The following is a 16,516-nucleotide window of genomic DNA, read 5'->3' as shown; positions in this document are numbered from 1 at the left end:
CGTCGTGGGAGACGCGAGCACGGAGACCATCGCGCCGCCCGCGGTGGCCGAGCTGCTCGCGGCGGCGGTCTCCGCGCTCGGCGGCAGTGAGCGCGAGGGCCAGCAGCAGATGGCCGCCGCGGTGGAGCGCGCGCTGCGCACGGGTGAGCACCTGGCCGTCCAGGCCGGCACGGGCACGGGCAAGTCGCTGGCCTACCTGATCCCCGCGGTGCGCCACGCGCTCGAGAGCGAGCAGGCGGTCATCGTCGCGACCGCCACGATCGCGCTGCAGACCCAGCTCGTCGACCGCGACCTCCCGCGCCTGGTCAAGGCCCTCGAGCCGGAGCTCGGCCGCGAGCCGACGTTCGCGATCCTCAAGGGCCGGGCCAACTACCTGTGCCTGCACAAGATCCAGAGCAGCGCCCAGGCGGAGGACCCCGTCGACGAGCAGCTGTTCGACCCGTTCCAGGTCTCGGCGCTCGGACGCCAGGTCACGCGCCTGCACGAGTGGGCCGAGAAGACCACCACCGGCGACCGCGACGAGCTCGTGCCGGGGGTGCCCGACCGCGCGTGGCGCCAGGTCTCGGTGAGCGCCCGGGAGTGCCTGGGCGCCGCGCGGTGCCCGGTCGCCGAGGACTGCTTCTCCGAGCACGCCCGCCACGCCGCCGGCGCCGCGGACATCGTCGTCACCAACCACGCCATGCTCGCGATCGACGCCATCGAGGGCCGCGCGGTGCTGCCCGACCACGACGTGGTGGTCGTCGACGAGGCGCACAACCTCGTCGACCGCGTGACGTCGGTGGCGACCGGCGAGCTCACGTCGGCGACGGTCACGGCCGCGGCGCGCCGCTGCGGGAAGCTCGTCGACCAGGGGCTGTCCGACGCCCTGCTCGACGCCGGCGAGGGCCTCGGGACGGTGCTCGAGGACGTCGCCCCCGGCCGCTGGGAGCGCCTGCCGGAGCCCGTCGGGCGGATGCTCTCGTCGATCCGCGACCGGGCGTGGGCGTGCCGCCAGGCGCTCGGGTCGGACCGCGACAAGAGCCGGGACGACGACGCGACCTCGCGGAAGTTCGCGCTCGCGCTCGTCGAGGAGGTCCACGACGTCGCCGGGCGCCTGCTCACCGCCTTCGACCGCGAGGACCCGGCGACGCGGCCGGACGTGGTGTGGCTCGCGGAGACCGAGCGGAACTCGACCACGACGCGCACCCTGGCCGTCGCGCCCCTGTCGGTGGCGGGCCTGCTCGCGTCGCGCCTGTTCGGACAATCGACGGTGGTGCTGACGTCGGCGACGCTCGCGCTCGGCGGGTCGTTCGACGCCCTGGCGCGCCAATGGGGGCTGCCGGCGGGCGGGTCCCGGGAGATCACCGAGCCGATCCCCGACGACGGCTCCGGCCACGGCAACGACCCGGCCACCAACCTCGTCTGGCACGGCCTCGACGTCGGCTCGCCGTTCGCCCACGCGAAGGCCGGCATCCTCTACGTCGCCCGCCACCTGCCCCCGCCCGGGCGCGACGGCCTGTCCCCCGCGATGCTCGACGAGATCGAGGGCCTCGTGCGCGCCGCCGGCGGGCGCGCGCTCGGGCTGTTCTCGTCGATGCGCGCGGCCAAGCAGGCGGCCGAGGACCTGCGCGGACGCTGGGACGGCACCGTGCTCTGCCAGGGCGACGACAGCACCGGGACGCTGGTGACGAAGTTCGCCGCCGACGTGGAGAGCGTGCTGTTCGGCACCCTGTCGCTGTGGCAGGGCGTCGACGTGCCCGGCGAGTCGCTGCAGCTCGTCATGATCGACCGCATCCCGTTCCCCCGGCCCGACGACCCGCTCGTCTCGGCCCGCCAGCGCGCCGTCGACGCGCGGGGCGGCAACGGGTTCCTGACGGTGTCGGCGACGCACGCCGCGCTGCTGCTCGCCCAGGGCGCGGGGCGGCTGCTGCGCGGCACCGGTGACCGCGGCGTCGTCGCCCTGCTCGACTCCCGCGTCGCCACCAAGCAGTACGGCGGCTTCCTGCGCGGCTCGCTGCCGCCGTTCTGGACGACCCAGGACCCGGCGATCGTCCGGGGCGCGCTGGAGCGGCTGCGCGGCGCCTGATTCGTGTGCGGCCGGGATCGTGTGCGGCCGGGTCAGGCGGTCCGGAGGCCCGGCCGCCCGTGCGAGCGATGCGGCGTTCCTGGCGTCTCACGCCAGGATCGCCACATGCTCGCTGCGACGACACGCCGGGCGCCTCGAGGGCTCCTGACTTTCCATGATCGTGGCGGCTTTGCTGACGTTCAACGTGAGCGTGGCCGCCAGGCTGACATCACCCCGTGCGTCGGCTCCGCGGCGTGTCGCGCGAGCGAGCGTGTGGCGATCCTGGCGTCACATGCCAGCGATGCCGCATCGCTCGTGTCAGAGGTGGGCGAGGAGGGCGTCGGCGAGGCGGTCGGGGGCGTCGGTGGCGCGGCGGAGGAAGAGTTCGGGCTCGATGAGCTCGAGCTCCATGACCACCGGCTCGCCGTCGACGCGGACCAGGTCGACGCGGGCGGCGGCGACGTCGCCCGGGGCGAGGGCCAGGGCCGCCTCGGCCACCTCCACCTCGCGGGTGGTCGGGGTGTGGTCCTCGAGGCGCCCGCCGTGCTTCTCGTGCACAAGGAAGCCGCCCGCCGCGGGGAGCTTGCGCACCGCGTGCGACCAGGTGCCGCCGAGCCGGATCAGGGACACCTCGCCGTCGCGGCCGATGCTCTCCACCGCGGGCTGGACGAGGACGTCGCCGACGCCCAGGAGGCCGGCGACGGTCTCGCGCAGGTCGTCCGGGTGCCCGAGGTGGGTCCCGCGGCCGCCGGCGGACACGGCGGGCTTGATCACCACGGGGCCGCGACCGAGATCGTCGGGCACCGCGGAACCCCGCCCCAGCAGCACGGTCGGCACCGTCGGCACGCCCGCCTCGGCGAGCTCGACGAGGTAGCGCTTGTGGCTGTTCCAGGTCAGCACGGGCAGCGGGTTCACCAGGCGGGTGGCCGCGGCGACCGTCGACGCCCAGGCGAGGAAGTCGTCGCGGCGCTCGGTGTAGTCCCAGGTGGTGCGCACCGCGACGAGGTCGGCGTCGCTCCAGCCGGCGGTCTCGTCGTCCCACGGGACGTCGGCGGCGTCCACCCCGCGGGCGGCCAGCGCCGCGACCAGCGGGCGGGTCTCGGCGTCCGAGCGCTCGCTGCGCACCCGGGACCCGGCGACCAGGACCCGGGTCATCGGGCCGCCACGCAGGTGACGGTGCCCGGCGCGACCTCCGTGAACCCCGCGTCGCGCACCGGGACGACGCCGTGCCCCTCCCACGCCGCCCGGCCCGTGGGGTCGGCGTCGAGCGCGGCCGTCCACCGGGCCCAGTCCTCACGCGACGCCGGGCGCACCGACGCCTCCAGCGCACTCGCCGGATCGGCACCGGACGCCGCCAGCACCGTCGCGAGGATCATGCTCGCGTGCCCGACCTGCGCGGCGGCCTTGCCCACGGTCTGCTCGACCTCCGGGCTCAGCCAGATCACCGGCCGGCCGGGAGGAGCGGCGCCGGGCTCGTCGGCGGGCAGGTCGGTGCCGCCGATCTGCAGTCGGCGGACCTCGTGGGGCACGTCGTCGACCGGTCCCGGCACCAGGGCCCGCACCAGCTGGCCGACCGTCACCCCCGGGACCTCCTGCACCGCGCGCCAGTGCGCCGTGCGCGCCCGCCGGGAGAGCTTGCGGATGCGCCCCGCGCCCGCCCAGGTGGCCACGGCGTCGAACCACTCCCCCTCGGGCGCGGCGCGCTCGTCGAGGCAGAGCGCGAGCGCCGCGGACGCCGCCGCCTCGAGCACCTCGGTGCGCGTCGGGGCCTCGCGCTCCAGACGCAGGATCAGCGTCATCGCCCGCACGACGCCGTCGGCCGGTTCGTCCTCGACCGGAGCCGGGGCGTCCACCAGCCACGGGCACACCCGCGCCGCCAGGGGCGCCAGCGCGCTGAGCCCACCCGCCAGGGAGGTCACAGCGGGACCCGGCGCAGCAGCCCCTCCGCGGCGTCGGCCACCTCGATCTCGTCGCGCGTCACGCCGAGGATGAACAGCACCGCGTCGAGGTAGGGGTACGACAGCGCGGTGTCGGCGGCCGCCGCGACCACCGGCTTGGCGTTGAACGCCACCCCGAGCCCCGCGGCCGCGAGCATGTCCAGGTCGTTGGCCCCGTCGCCGACGGCCACCGTCTGGTCGAGCGGGACGCCGGCCTCGGCGGCGAAGCGCTCCAGCGCCACGGCCTTGCCCGCGCGGTCGACGACGGTGCCGATCACGCGCCCGGTGAGGCGCCCGTCGACGATCTCGAGCTCGTTGGCGGCGGAGAAGTCGAGCGACAGGTCGTCGACGAGGCGGTCGATGATCGTGGAGAAGCCGCCCGACACCACGCCGCAGCGGTAGCCCAACCGCTTGAGCGTGCGCACGGTGGTCCGCGCGCCCGGCGTCAGCTCGAGCTCGTCGGCCACCTCGTCGAGCGCGCTCACGGGCAGCCCGGCGAGGGTCTCGACGCGCTTGTGCAGCGACTCCGCGAACTCGATCTCCCCGCGCATCGCCGACTCGGTGATCGCGCGGACCTCGTCCTCGCAGCCCGCGCGGGCGGCGAGCATCTCGATGACCTCGCCCTGGATCAGCGTCGAGTCGACGTCGAAGACGATGAGCCGCTTGGCCCGCTGGGCCAGCCCGACCCGCTGCACCGCGACGTCGCAGCGGGCCCGGCGGCCCGCCGCGGCGAGCGCCTGGCGCAGCGCGGTGTCGTCGGGCGGGTTGACCGTGGGCAGCGAGACGCGCAGCTCGAGGCCCGTGACCGGGTAGTCGGCGATGCGCCGCACCCGGTCGATGTTGACGCGCAGCGTCGCGAGGCCACGGGCGACCTCGGCGAAGTTCGCCGCGGTGATCGGGCGCCCGAGCACCAGCACGACGTGGGTCGAGAACGGGTGCACCGCCGACACGTCGCCGCCGGTCTCGACGCTGACCGACAGGCCCAGCGAGGGCATCGTCAGCTGCAGCGCCGCCTCGAGGCGGGCCGGGTCGCCGGGCAGCGTGACGAGCGCGGACAGCGTGATCCGGTGGTGGATCGTCGCCTGCTGCACGTCGAGCATGGCCGCCTCGTGCTCGGCCAGCACCGCGAACAGCGCCGCGTTGACGCCGGGGAAGTCCGGCCCGGTGACGGTCACGAGGACCGGCACCGGGTCGGGCCCGGGATCGGCATCGGGAGACACGGGGTCGGCCAGCACGGCGGCCGGCTCCCGGAACTCGCCGTCGGACGGGTCGTCGGGGACCGCGCGGCTCACTTGTTCCGGGGGTCGGAGCCGGGGAGGTGCTCCTGACCGGTCTGCCCCGCCGCGGCCTCACCGATGCTGGCGTGCCCGGAGCCCACGTGGGCCTCGAGCCGGATCCGCTCGGTGAGGTGCGGGTAGTGCAGCTCGAACGCGGGGCGCTCGGAGCGGATCCGCGGCAGCTCCGTGAAGTTGTGCCGCGGCGGCGGGCAGGACGTGGCCCACTCGAGCGAGTTGCCGTGGCCCCAGGGGTCGTCGACCTCCACCGGGCGCCCGTAGCGCCAGCTGTGGAACGCGTTCCAGAGGAACGGCAGCGTCGAGGCCCCGAGGATGAACGCCCCGATCGTGGAGATCGTGTTGAGCGTCGTGAACCCGTCGGTGGGCGCGTAGTCGGCGTAGCGACGCGGCATGCCCTCGTTGCCCAGCCAGTGCTGCACCAGGAACGTCATGTGGAACCCGATGAACGTCAGCCAGAAGTGGAACTTGCCGATGCGCTCGTCCATCATCCGGCCGGTCATCTTCGGGAACCAGAAGTAGATGCCGGCGTAGGTGGCGAACACGATCGTGCCGAACAGCACGTAGTGGAAGTGCGCCACCACGAAGTACGAGTCGGACACGTGGAAGTCCAGCGGCGGGCTGGCCAGCAGGACGCCGGTGAGACCGCCGAACAGGAACGTCACCAGGAAGCCGACCGAGAACAGCATCGGCGTCTCGAACGTCAGCTGGCCGCGCCACATGGTGCCGATCCAGTTGAAGAACTTGATGCCGGTCGGCACGGCGATGAGGAACGTGGTGAACGAGAAGAACGGCAGCAGCACCGCGCCCGTGGCGTACATGTGGTGGGCCCACACGGCGACCGACAGGGCCGCGATCGACAGCGTCGCGTAGATCAGCGTCTTGTAGCCGAAGATCGGCTTGCGGCTGAACACGGGGAAGATCTCGGAGACGATGCCGAAGAACGGCAGCGCGACGATGTAGACCTCGGGGTGCCCGAAGAACCAGAACAGGTGCTGCCAGAGGATCACGCCGCCGTGCTCGGGCGCGAAGAGCTGGGCGTCCAGGTGGCGGTCGGCGGCGAGGCCGAGCAGCGCGGCGGTGAGGATCGGGAACGCCAGCAGCACGAGCACGACCGTCACGAGGATGTTCCAGGTGAAGATCGGCATCCGGAACATCGTCATGCCCGGGGCGCGCATGCAGACGATCGTCGTCACGAAGTTGACGCCGCCGAGGATGGTGCCGAGACCCGAGACCACCAGGCCGACGATCCAGACGTCGGCGCCGAGGCCCGGCGAGTGCACGACGTCCGAGAGCGGCGTATAGGCGAACCAGCCGAACGCGGCCGCGCCGTCCGGGGTGAAGAACCCGGAGACGACGATGATGCCGCCGAAGAGGAACAGCCAGTACGAGAAGGCGTTCAGGCGCGGGAACGCGACGTCCGGCGCGCCGATCTGCAGCGGGACGATGTAGTTGGCGAAGCCGAAGAGGATCGGCGTCGCGTACAGCAGCAGCATGATCGTGCCGTGCATGGTGAACAGCTGGTTGTACTGGTCCACCGACAGGATCTGCAGACCCGGCTGGGCCAGCTCGGCGCGCATGAGCAGCGCCATCAGCCCGCCGATCAGGAAGAACCCGAACGACGTGATCAGGTACAGGATCGCGATGTCTTTGGGGTCCGTCGTCTTGAGCATCCGCCCGACGAACGACCCGCGCTTCGACTCCCGCGCCGGGTACGGCGTGGTCGCGATCGGCTTGGGTGCCACGGCGGTCACGAGGGCCTCCTGCTCACGGTGCGTCTCCTCCACCCCGGCGGCCGTCGTCGGCCGCTCGTGCGCGGACGGGAGGGATCGTAACCGCCACGGAGGTCCGTGGCGCGCCGGGTGACCCCATCAACGACGATCGGTCGTAGACCACATCCTGACCTGGTGGATCACCTGGTGATCCACGAAAAAGGACCGCCGCCCCGTGGGCGACGGTCCTCTCGTGATGGGGTGGAGCTGAGGGGACTCGAACCCCTGACCCTCACACTGCCAGTGTGATGCGCTACCAGCTGCGCCACAGCCCCAACGCGACGCAACGTTACACGCCGGTGGACGGTGTCCGGCGCGGGGGTGCCCCACCCGCCCACGTCAGAAGTCTTTGCGGCCGGGCTCCTGCTCGAGCACCGCGTCGAGGTCCTTCAGGCGGTCCATCGTGGCCACGGCGCGGGCGGTGCGCTGGTTGCCCTGCATGCGGTCGCGGTGGCGGTGCACGAACTGCCAGTAGCCGGCGGTGAACGGGCAGGCCTTGTCCCCCACGCGGACCTTCGGGTCGAAGGCGCAGTCGCCGCAGTGGTCGGACATCTTGTTGATGTACGCCCCGCCGGACGCGTACGGCTTGGTCGCGAGCTGCCCGCCGTCGGCGTGCTGGCTCATGCCGACGACGTTGGGCGGCATCACCCACGCGAACCCGTCGACGAACGACGTGGTGAACCACTCGGACAGCGCGCTCGGCCGGTACTCGCGCTGCAGGGCGTGGTTGCCCAGCACCATGAGGCGCGGGATGTGGTGGACCCAGCCGCGGTCGCGGACCCCGCCCAGCGCCGACGACAGGCACGCCGCGGTCACGCCGTCGGCGTCGAGCTCGGTCCACCAGCGCGGCAGGTTCTTGCGGTGGTCCATCTCGTTGCGCGTCGAGTAGCCCTTGCCGAAGTGCCAGTACAGGTGCCAGATGTACTCGCGCCAGCCCAGGATCTGGCGCACGAAGCCCTCGACGGAGTTCAGGCGCGCCGTTCCGTCGTGGTACGCCTGCTCGGCGGCGTGCACGGCCTCGAGCGGGTGCAGGACGCCCAGGTTCTGGGGCACCGAGAGCAGCGAGTGCGCCATCCACGGGTCGTCGGCGAGGATCGCGTCCTCGTAGGGCCCGAACGTGTCGAGGCGCTGCTCCACGAACCGTTGCAGGGCCTTCCGCGCCTCGGCGGGCGTCACCGCGAACAGGCGCGGCCCGTCCTCGCCGACCGTCGGGAGGTCCATGCCGTCGAGATCGCGGCGGACCTGCTCGTCGATCGCGTCCTCGGTCGGCCACCAGGGGTCCGGGACGCCCAGCGTGTCCTGCTTCTTGGGCGGGGGCTCCCGGTTGTCGTGGTCGAGGTTCCACTTGCCCCCGACCGGGCGGTCGCCCTCCATCAGCACGTCGAAGCGCTGCCGCTGGTTGCGGTAGAAGTTCTCCATCGTGAACGACGTGTCGTCGCCACTCCAGGCCTCGAACTCGGCGCGGGGACGGGCGAACGTCGTCGGCGGCAGCACCGCCGCGACCAGCCCGTCCTTCCGCAGCCGCTCGACGAACTCGACGGCCGTGTGCGACGTGGGCTGGTGCACGACCACCGGGCGCCCGACCTTCTCCAGCGCCTCGCGGTAGGTCTCCGTGCGGTGGTAGGTGGCGCGCTCGCCCAGCTCGTCGGCGAGGTGGCGCATCCCCGAGAGCACAAGGTGGAGCTTCTGGCGGTGGTAGCGCCGCCGGCGCAGCACCGCGGCGGACTCGACGAGCACGACCTCGCGCTCCGCGTGCTGCGGCAGGGCGTGCACGGCGGGGCCGAGCTGGTCGCCGAACACCCACAACGGCGCGTCGGGCTCCGCCCCCGCCTCCTCGAGCGCGGCGTCGACGCTCTCGGTGTAGATGTCCTCGACACCCGTCGGCACGCGGCTCATGCGCTGCGGTTGCCCGCCTCCTGCTCGGGCGAACCCGGTGCCGGAGCATCGGGCAGGCGCTGCCACACCACCAGGGCGACCAGCGCGATCGCGGCGCTCAGCGCGAACGCGACGGGGAACGAGGCGTTCTCGGCGAGCGCCCCGGCCGCGATCGGCCCGGCGATCGCCCCGACGTCGGCGGTCATCTGGAACCCCGAGAGCGCCGGCCCGCCGCTGCGCCGCGAGCCGACGAGGTCGGCCACGGCCGCGCCCTGGGCCGGCTGCAGCAGCCCCGCCCCCGCCCCGGCGACCGCCGACGCGACGAGCAGCACCACGAGCCCGAGCGATCCCGGCAGCTGGGCGAGCGCGATCGCCGCGGTGCCGAGGGTGACCAGCCCGAGGCCGGCGACGACGACGGGGCGGCGCCCGCGCCGGTCCGACAGCCCGCTGGTCGCGAGGAGCACGAGGCCGTCGCCCACCGCGAACACCGTCAGCGCGATCCCCGCCCACACCGGCTCGCGGCCCAGCGCCACCGCGACGAACAGCGGCACGAGCGCCACGCGGACGCCCTGCACCGCCCAGCCCGTCGCCAGGCTCGACACCAGGGCCGCGCGGTACATCGGGGCCCGGAGCGCGGCGGAGATCGTCAGCGTCGTCACGGGTGTGCCGTCGCGCCGCACGCCGACCTGCTGCGAGCGCGCGAGCAGCGCGCCGACCACGATCGTCGCCAGCACCAGCGCCAGCGCGTAGACGACGAACGGCGCGCGCAGGTCGACCGCGACGAGCAGCCCGCCGAACGCCGGGCCGCTGACCCCGCCGAGCAGGAACGCGCCGGTGAACAGGCCGCTCGCCTGGCCCCGGCGCCCCTCGGGGGCCAGCCGGAACATCAGGGAGAACGCCGAGACGGTGAACATGGTCGAGCCGATGCCGCCGAGCCCGCGGAAGACGAGCAGCTGGGTGTAGCTCGTGGCGAGCGCGCACGCCCCCGTGGACGCGGCGACGACCAGCAGGCCGGTGAGGTACATCGTGCGCTCGCCGGTGCGGGCGACGAGCCGGCCCGACACGGGCGCGAAGAGCAGCCGCATGACGGGCAGCGCGCTGACGACCGCGGACGCGGCCGTGACCCCCACCCCGAAGCTCCGGGCGAACACCGGCAGCGCGGGCGCGACGATCCCGTAGCCGGCGGCGACGAGGAAGCTGCCCGCCAGCAGCGCCCACACCTCCCAGGGAAGGGTCGCGCGCGCCGAGTCGCCGGGAGGGCACTCGGGCGGGCGGTCCCGCTGCGGTGCGGCACCCATCGCCTTCTCGCAGGCTCCTTCGCGCTCGGGTCGGCGGCCACCGGCAGTCTGCTCCCTGCGGCACGGACGCGCCCGGAGGGGCCTGCCTCAGGTGGTCAGGGTGCGGCGAGCGTCGCCCCGCGCGCGCCGCCGGGGCGCGTCGTGGTCGTCGTCGTGGTGGGGCCCGTCGGCTCCGTCGGCCCGGTCGTCGGCGTCGTCGTCGGCGGGACGGTCGTCGGCGGGACGGTGGTCGGCGGGACGGTCGGGGGCAGCGGCGGCGGCACCGGCAGGTTCGTGGGGCCGGGCACCGTGGTGACGTCGCTGGTGATCGGGCTGCGCGTGGTGGTGTCGCGCTCGGTGGTGCCCTCGTCCTCGTCGTCCGAGACCGTCTCGTCGGTGGTGCTCGACGACGACCCGGGCGGGGGCACCGCCACCGGAGCGGGGTTGGGCCCGGCCGGCGTCGTGAGGTCGGACACCCCGGCCTCCCGGGGCGTGCCCGGGTCGTGGCCGGACCAGAGCACGAACCCCGACGCGGCGGCGAGCGCGAGCGCCGCGCCGCCCAGGGTGACGAAGTGCACGCCCCGGCCGGCCCGCCGGCGCCGGCGGGCCGGGGGCGCGAGGACGGCCACGGGCACCACGGGCTGGGCGGGCTCGACGGCCTCGGTGGGCTCGGGCGCCGGGGCGGGCAGCGCGACCGGCACGAAGCTCGTCTCGTCCTCGTCGACGTGGCGCAGGATCTCCGCGACGCGGGCGAGGGCCTCCGCGGCCCCGCGGGCGCCGATGCGGCCGTGCACCATGTCGGCGAGGGCCTGCTGGAGCGCGGGCGCGGCCGGCGCGGCGGGGTCGAGGACGACGGCCAGGGCACGGCCCAGGTCGGCGACGTCGTCGTCGGGCCGCGAGGGCGCGGGCGGCTCGCTCGCGGGGCCCTCGGGCGGCGCCGGGTGCAGGGCGGCGGTGAAGCCGGTGAGCCACGCGTAGGGCGCGCCGGGAGTACCGCCGAGGACCAGGCTCGCGGGCCCGATGCCGCCGTGGACCACGCCGCGCGCGTGGGCGTGCGCGAGCGCCGACGCGACCTGCGCGCCGACCTCGGCGACGGAGATCGGGGCCCAGCGGCCCAGGTCGGCGCCCGGGTCGAGGACCCGCCCGGCGACGCTCTGCAGGACGAGCGTGCTCTCGGAGCCCTCGGTGAGGCCGTCGACGTCGAACACCTCGACGAGGTGGGCGTGGTGCAGGGCGGCGAGGCGGCGGACCTGCTCGGTGCGCACCAGGAGGTCGTCCCCACGGGCCGGGGGCAGCGTCACCATCGCGACCTCGCGGCCCAGGACGGCGTCCAGACCACGCGTCGCGGCGTCGACCGCGCCCGGCCAGGCGTCGGGCCTCCCGGCAGGCGGGGGACCACCGTCCGGGGACGCGAGCGACTGCTCGTCGGGCTCCGTGGCCACCGCGCACCCCCTCACCGGGCCGTGCTCCTCCGGACGAGTGAGCACCGGGCGCCTACGGTAGCGCCTGATCTCACGCTGAGTCGACCGGCCTACCGGACAGAGCCGACCGGCGGAACGAGAACGGGCCGGAGAGCGTGTGCTCTCCGGCCCGTCGTCGGTCTTCCCTCATCGCGGCAGCTCCGCTTCGCTGCGTGCCGCCCCGAGGTGAGGTGGAGGTGCCGGGAATCGAACCCGGGTCCTCCGATCAGCAACCAGGACTTCTCCGTGCGCAGTCCGCGTCGTCTCTGCTCGGATCCACCGGTCCTGCGGACGGGCCGGTGTGACGATCCCAGTCACTGTGAGATGTCCCGACCGGGCCCCGTGACCGGGCCCGGCGGTGAGTCACCTAGCTGATGCCGGCGACCGGGTCGGTGACGAACCCGGGCCGACAGACTTCCCTACCCGCTGCTTAGGCAGCGAGCTGGAAGTCGCGCTGAGAACTCTCGGCGCTTATTTCTTTGCGACGCATGGTTAACGAGATCATCGTCGCCTTCCTCGGCACGCTTCTCCTGATGAACCACTCGGAGTCGAAACCAGTCACCCCCTCGGTCCCGCGCGGTGCGGGCCCACGATCATAACGCGGCGGAGTGCCCGGTTCATCCCGCCGGGGAGGCCACCCGCAACAGCCGCGCCGGCGCGTCGTGCAGCACCGAGCGCAGGAACGGCACGCCGAGGCGGTCGTCGGCGCCCGCCCAGCCCGCGATCGCGGCGAGCTGGTGGTGATAGCCGTACGGGATGTTCGGGAAGTCGGTGCCCAGCACCACCCGGTCGGCGACGTCGACCAGCCGCGCCGGCCAGTCGGCGGGCAGGGGCGCGAACTCCTCGGTGTAGGGCGTCCCGACCATCGTCGTGTCGAGGTGGACGTTCTCGAAGCGGTCGAGCAGCGCCAGCGTCCGGTCGTACTCGGGCAGCCCGGCGTGGGCGATCACCGCGGTCAGCCGCGGGTGGCGCTCGAGCACCTCGGTGAACACGTCCATCCCCGTGTAGGTGCCCTGCCGCGGGCCGTCGCCGCAGTGGACGATCGCGGGCACGCCGGCCTCGGCGATGAGCCCCCACGCGCGGTCCAGGCGCGGGTCGCGGGGGTCGAAGTCGCCGACCTGGACGTGCACCTTCACCGCCCGCGCCCCGGCGTCCAGCGCGTCACCGAGGTAGGTGGTGACCGAGTCCTCGGGGAAGAGCGTCGCGGTGGGCACCGCCTCGGGCACCTCGGCCGCCCACTCCAGGGCCCACGACGTCAGCCACGCCGCCATGTCGGGCTTGTGGGGGTAGACCAGCGGCGCGAACGTGCGCACCCCGAAGCCGCGCAGCAGGTCGATCCGCGTCTGCTCGGGCTCGCGGTAGTGGATCGGCCAGGCGCGCCCGTAGTTCCGCTCGGCGTCGTCGAAGAACGCCCACACCTTCTGCAGCATCCGGTCGGGCAGGAAGTGCACGTGGATGTCGACCAGGCCGTCGACGCCCGTCGCGGCCACCCAGGCCGGGATGTCGGCGTCGTCGACCGGCGGCGACCCCAACGGATCGCGGGCAGGACTCACCACCCCTTGATCCGCCGGCCCACGATCCGCTCCGCCTCGCGCTTGGCGTCGCGCTCGGCCATCGCCTCGCGCTTGTCGTGCTTCGCCTTGCCGCGCGCCAGGGCGAGCTCGACCTTGCAGAGGCCCCCGCTGAAGTACAGCGAGAGCGGCACCAGCGTGTGCCCGGTCTCGCGGGTCTTGCCGACGAGCCGCGCGATCTCGGAGCGGTGCAGCAGCAGCTTGCGCACGCGCCGCGGCTCGTGGTTGGTCCAGGAGCCGAAGTCGTACTCCTGGATGTGCAGGCCGCGCAGCCACACCTCGCCGTCACGCACCTCGGCGAACGCGTCGTTCAGCGACACGTGCCCGGCGCGCAGGCTCTTGACCTCGGTGCCCTGCAGCGCGATCCCCGCCTCGTAGACGTCGAGGATCGTGTAGTCGTACTTCGCCTTGCGGTTGGTGGCGACGACCTTGCGCCGCTCCTCCGGGCGGTTGCTGCTGGCCTTGTTCGGCAGTGTCTTGGCCAACCCGCACCTCCCCAGCTTCTGACCTAGCTCCTGACGTACACCCGCAGGGTGACGTACCCCGTGGCGGTGGCGATCACCGCGCCGACCACCACCAATACAGGACCAACGTAACCGAGCACGTCGCTCATCCCGATCGGCGGGATCGTGTTGGCCAGGAGCCGGCCGGAGAGCAGACGGTCGAGGAAGAACGCCTTCGCCGCGACGAGCCCGCCCGTCGCGAGCAGGGCCCCGACGACGCCGGTGACCACCGCCTCGATGAGGAACGGCACCTGCGTGTACCAGCGGGTGGCGCCGACGAGCCGCATGATCCCGACCTCGGTACGCCGGGTGAACGCCGAGAGCTGGATGGTGTTGGAGATCAGCAGCACCGCGGCGAGGGCCTGCACGACGGCGAGCCCGAACGTCGCGTTCCGCACGCTGCCGAGGAACGAGAAGAGGTCCGCGACCGTGCTGCGCTGGTCGACGACGTTGCGCACCCCGGGGCGGCCGGTGAACTGCTGGACGATCTCGGTGCCGCGCAGCGGGTCGGTCATGGTCACCCGCAGCGTCGCGGGCAGGCTCTGCGGGCGCACCAGCTGCAGGATCGACTGGCCCTCGTAGATCCGCTGGAAGCGCGCGAAGGCGGCGTCGCGGCTCTCGTAGTCCACCGAGGCGACCAGCGGGTTGCCCTCGAGCTCGGTGCGCAGGTCGCGGCACACCGGGGTCGAGCAGTCCGGGTCGTCGGCGCTGGTCGGCTCGTCGAGGGCGACCTGCACGGCGATCAGCGAGTAGTAGAGGTCCTCGGTGCGGTCGATCGTGCGCACGGCCAGCAGGCCCGCGCCGAGCAGCCCGAGCGAGATCGCGGTCGTGATGATCATCGCGATCGACATCGTCAGGTTGCGCCGCAGCCCGACGAGCGCCTCTCTCCAGACGAACAGCACGCTTACCGGACCGTCCCGTAGACGCCGCGGTCGTCGTCGCGCGCGAGCTTCCCGCTCGACAGCTCGACCACCCGGCGGCGCATGCTGTCGACGATCTGCCGGTCGTGGGTGGCCATGAGCACCGTCGTGCCGGTGCGGTTGATCCGCTCGAGCAGGGTCATGATCCCGCCGGCCGTCTCGGGGTCGAGATTGCCCGTGGGCTCGTCCGCGAGCAGCACCAGCGGCCGGTTGACGAACGCCCTCGCGATCGCGACCCGCTGCGCCTCGCCGCCGGAGAGCTCCGAGGGCATTCGGTCGGCCTTGCCGCCGAGGTCGACCATGTCGAGCACCTCGGGCACCACGGTCCGGATCGTGTGCCGCGGCTTGCCGATGACCTCGAGGGCGAACGCCACGTTCTCGCCGACGGTCTTGTTCGGCAGCAGGCGGAAGTCCTGGAACACGCAGCCCATCCGCTGGCGCAGCCGCGGCACGCGGCGGCGCGCGAGCCGCCCGACGTTCCAGTTCGCGACCCACACCGTGCCGCCGGTCGGGACGTCCTCGCGCAGCAGCAGACGCAGCAGCGTCGACTTGCCCGACCCGGAGGGCCCGATGAGGAAGACGAACTCGCCCCGCTCGACCGCGACGCTGACGTCGTCGAGGGCCGGCCGCGTGGAGGTCGGATAGACCTTCGAGACGTTCTCCAGCCGGATCACGGCCCGTGATGCTACTGACGCGTCGTGATCTCCCCGGGCGGGGCCGGGTGTGCGTTACGCGGCTTCGCTCTGCTTGCGCCAGCGGATGCCGGCGTCGAGGAACCCGTCGATGAAGCCGTCGAGCACCTGCGTGGTCTGCGAGGTCTCGTGGTTGGTCCGCAGGTCCTTGACCATCTGGTACGGGTGCAGGACGTAGGACCGCATCTGGTTGCCCCAGCTCGAGCCGGAGTCCTTGAGTGAGTCGAGCAGCGCCTGCTCCTCCTCGCGGCGGCGGGCCAGCAGCTTCGCCGCGAGCACTGCCATGGCGGACGCCTTGTTCTGCAGCTGGCTGCGCTCGTTCTGGCAGGACACCACGATGCCGGTGGGCAGGTGGGTCAGGCGCACCGCCGAGTCGGTGGTGTTGACGCCCTGCCCGCCGGGCCCCGACGAGCGGTAGACGTCGACGCGCAAGTCCTTCTCGTCGATCTCCACGTGGTCGGTGGACTCGACGACGGGCGCGACCTCCACGCCGGCGAAGCTCGTCTGGCGGCGGCCCTGGTTGTCGAACGGCGAGATGCGCACGAGCCGGTGGGTGCCCTGCTCGACGCTCAGAGTGCCGTAGGCGTAGGGCGCCGAGACCTTGAACGTGGCCGACTTGATGCCGGCCTCCTCGGCGTAGGAGGTGTCGTAGACCTCGGTGGGGTAGCCGTGCCGCTCGGCCCACCGCAGGTACATCCGCATGAGCATCTCGGCGAAGTCCGCGGCGTCGACGCCGCCGGCCTCCGCGCGCACGGTGACCAGCGCGTCGCGCTCGTCGTACTCGCCGGAGAGCAGCGTGCGGACCTCGAACGCGTCCACGTCGGTCTTGAGCGACTCGCGCTCGCCGTCGGCCTCGGCGCGCAGCTCGGTGGCGTCGGAGCCCTCCGACTCGTCGGCCATCTCGTAGAGCGTGCCGAGGTCGTCGAGACGCGAGCGCAGGGACTCGGCGCGGCGCAGGTCGGCCTGCTTGTGCGTGAAGTCGCTGGTGAGCTTCTGGGCGGTCTCGACGTCGTCCCACAGGTCCGGGGCGGCGACCTGCTGCTCGAGCTCGGCCACCTCACGCCGCAGACCCTCGAGGTCCATCGCCGCCTCGACGCTGTCCAGGGAGGCGGCGAGGTCCTTCAGCTCGGTCGCGGTCGTGTCGTCCACTCCCCCAGCGTAATCGCCCGGTGT

Annotated in this window: 13 protein-coding genes, 1 tRNA gene and 1 other RNA gene; 1 reads left to right on the top strand and 14 read right to left on the bottom strand. The window is 73.3% G+C overall.

Going from position 1 to position 16,516, the window contains the following annotated elements; all coding sequences use genetic code 11:
* The first annotated feature begins 4 nt into the window (after positions 1-4).
* Complete coding sequence (locus tag WCD58_RS31200; RefSeq protein ID WP_337707035.1) at positions 5-2,065, top strand: ATP-dependent DNA helicase; 2,061 nt, start codon at positions 5-7, stop codon at positions 2,063-2,065.
* A gap of 297 nt (positions 2,066-2,362) precedes the next feature.
* On the opposite strand, the gene WCD58_RS31195 is transcribed toward WCD58_RS31200, so the two are convergent.
* The 14 genes from WCD58_RS31195 to prfB all read right to left on the bottom strand — a co-directional run bounded on the left by WCD58_RS31195 (position 2,363) and on the right by prfB (position 16,492).
* Positions 2,363-3,199: an ATP-grasp domain-containing protein gene (locus WCD58_RS31195; protein WP_337707034.1), complete on the bottom strand. Its 837-nt coding sequence runs from the start codon at positions 3,197-3,199 to the stop codon at positions 2,363-2,365.
* The gene (locus WCD58_RS31190; RefSeq protein ID WP_373696315.1) at positions 3,196-3,954 is read right to left on the bottom strand and encodes a peptidyl-tRNA hydrolase; all 759 of its coding nucleotides are present in this window, start codon (positions 3,952-3,954) and stop codon (positions 3,196-3,198) included. Before WCD58_RS31190 ends, WCD58_RS31195 begins: the two co-directional genes overlap by 4 nt.
* Before the next feature lie 5 nt (positions 3,955-3,959).
* A complete protein-coding gene (gene serB / locus WCD58_RS31185) occupies positions 3,960-5,213 on the bottom strand; it encodes a phosphoserine phosphatase SerB (protein ID WP_373696314.1) in 1,254 nt (417 codons plus the stop codon).
* 56 nt (positions 5,214-5,269) lie between these two features.
* On the bottom strand, positions 5,270-7,027 hold the full coding sequence (gene ctaD / locus WCD58_RS31180; RefSeq protein WP_337707032.1) for an aa3-type cytochrome oxidase subunit I: 1,758 nt from the start codon (positions 7,025-7,027) through the stop codon (positions 5,270-5,272).
* Between the two features lie 220 nt (positions 7,028-7,247).
* Positions 7,248-7,320, bottom strand: a tRNA-Ala gene (locus WCD58_RS31175).
* A gap of 64 nt (positions 7,321-7,384) precedes the next feature.
* Positions 7,385-8,941, bottom strand: a complete 1,557-nt coding sequence (locus tag WCD58_RS31170) for a cryptochrome/photolyase family protein (RefSeq protein ID WP_337707031.1) — start codon at positions 8,939-8,941, stop codon at positions 7,385-7,387.
* Entirely contained in the window at positions 8,938-10,218 is a 1,281-nt protein-coding gene (locus WCD58_RS31165) for an MFS transporter (protein ID WP_337707030.1), read from the bottom strand. Before WCD58_RS31165 ends, WCD58_RS31170 begins: the two co-directional genes overlap by 4 nt.
* Positions 10,219-10,313: 95 nt before the next feature.
* Positions 10,314-11,639, bottom strand: a complete 1,326-nt coding sequence (locus WCD58_RS31160; RefSeq protein WP_337707029.1) for a protein kinase family protein — start codon at positions 11,637-11,639, stop codon at positions 10,314-10,316.
* A 207-nt stretch (positions 11,640-11,846) separates the two neighbouring features.
* Positions 11,847-12,223, bottom strand: a transfer-messenger RNA (tmRNA) gene (gene ssrA, locus WCD58_RS31155).
* A 51-nt stretch (positions 12,224-12,274) separates the two neighbouring features.
* On the bottom strand, positions 12,275-13,210 hold the full coding sequence (locus tag WCD58_RS31150; protein ID WP_337707028.1) for an amidohydrolase family protein: 936 nt from the start codon (positions 13,208-13,210) through the stop codon (positions 12,275-12,277).
* A complete protein-coding gene (gene smpB, locus WCD58_RS31145; protein WP_337707027.1) occupies positions 13,207-13,713 on the bottom strand; it encodes an SsrA-binding protein SmpB in 507 nt (168 codons plus the stop codon). Before smpB ends, WCD58_RS31150 begins: the two co-directional genes overlap by 4 nt.
* Before the next feature lie 23 nt (positions 13,714-13,736).
* Positions 13,737-14,633, bottom strand: a complete 897-nt coding sequence (gene ftsX, locus WCD58_RS31140; protein ID WP_337707026.1) for a permease-like cell division protein FtsX — start codon at positions 14,631-14,633, stop codon at positions 13,737-13,739.
* Between the two features lie 2 nt (positions 14,634-14,635).
* Positions 14,636-15,325: a cell division ATP-binding protein FtsE gene (ftsE, locus tag WCD58_RS31135; protein ID WP_337707025.1), complete on the bottom strand. Its 690-nt coding sequence runs from the start codon at positions 15,323-15,325 to the stop codon at positions 14,636-14,638.
* 54 nt (positions 15,326-15,379) lie between these two features.
* On the bottom strand, positions 15,380-16,492 hold the full coding sequence (gene prfB / locus WCD58_RS31130) for a peptide chain release factor 2 (RefSeq protein WP_337707024.1): 1,113 nt from the start codon (positions 16,490-16,492) through the stop codon (positions 15,380-15,382).
* Positions 16,493-16,516 lie beyond the last annotated feature (24 nt).

It is taken from the genome of Actinomycetospora flava (assembly GCF_037400335.1).
Lineage (GTDB): Bacteria > Actinomycetota > Actinomycetes > Mycobacteriales > Pseudonocardiaceae > Actinomycetospora > Actinomycetospora flava.
Note: the sequence above shows the minus strand (reverse complement) of the source record. Positions and strands in the feature narration are given on the sequence as shown.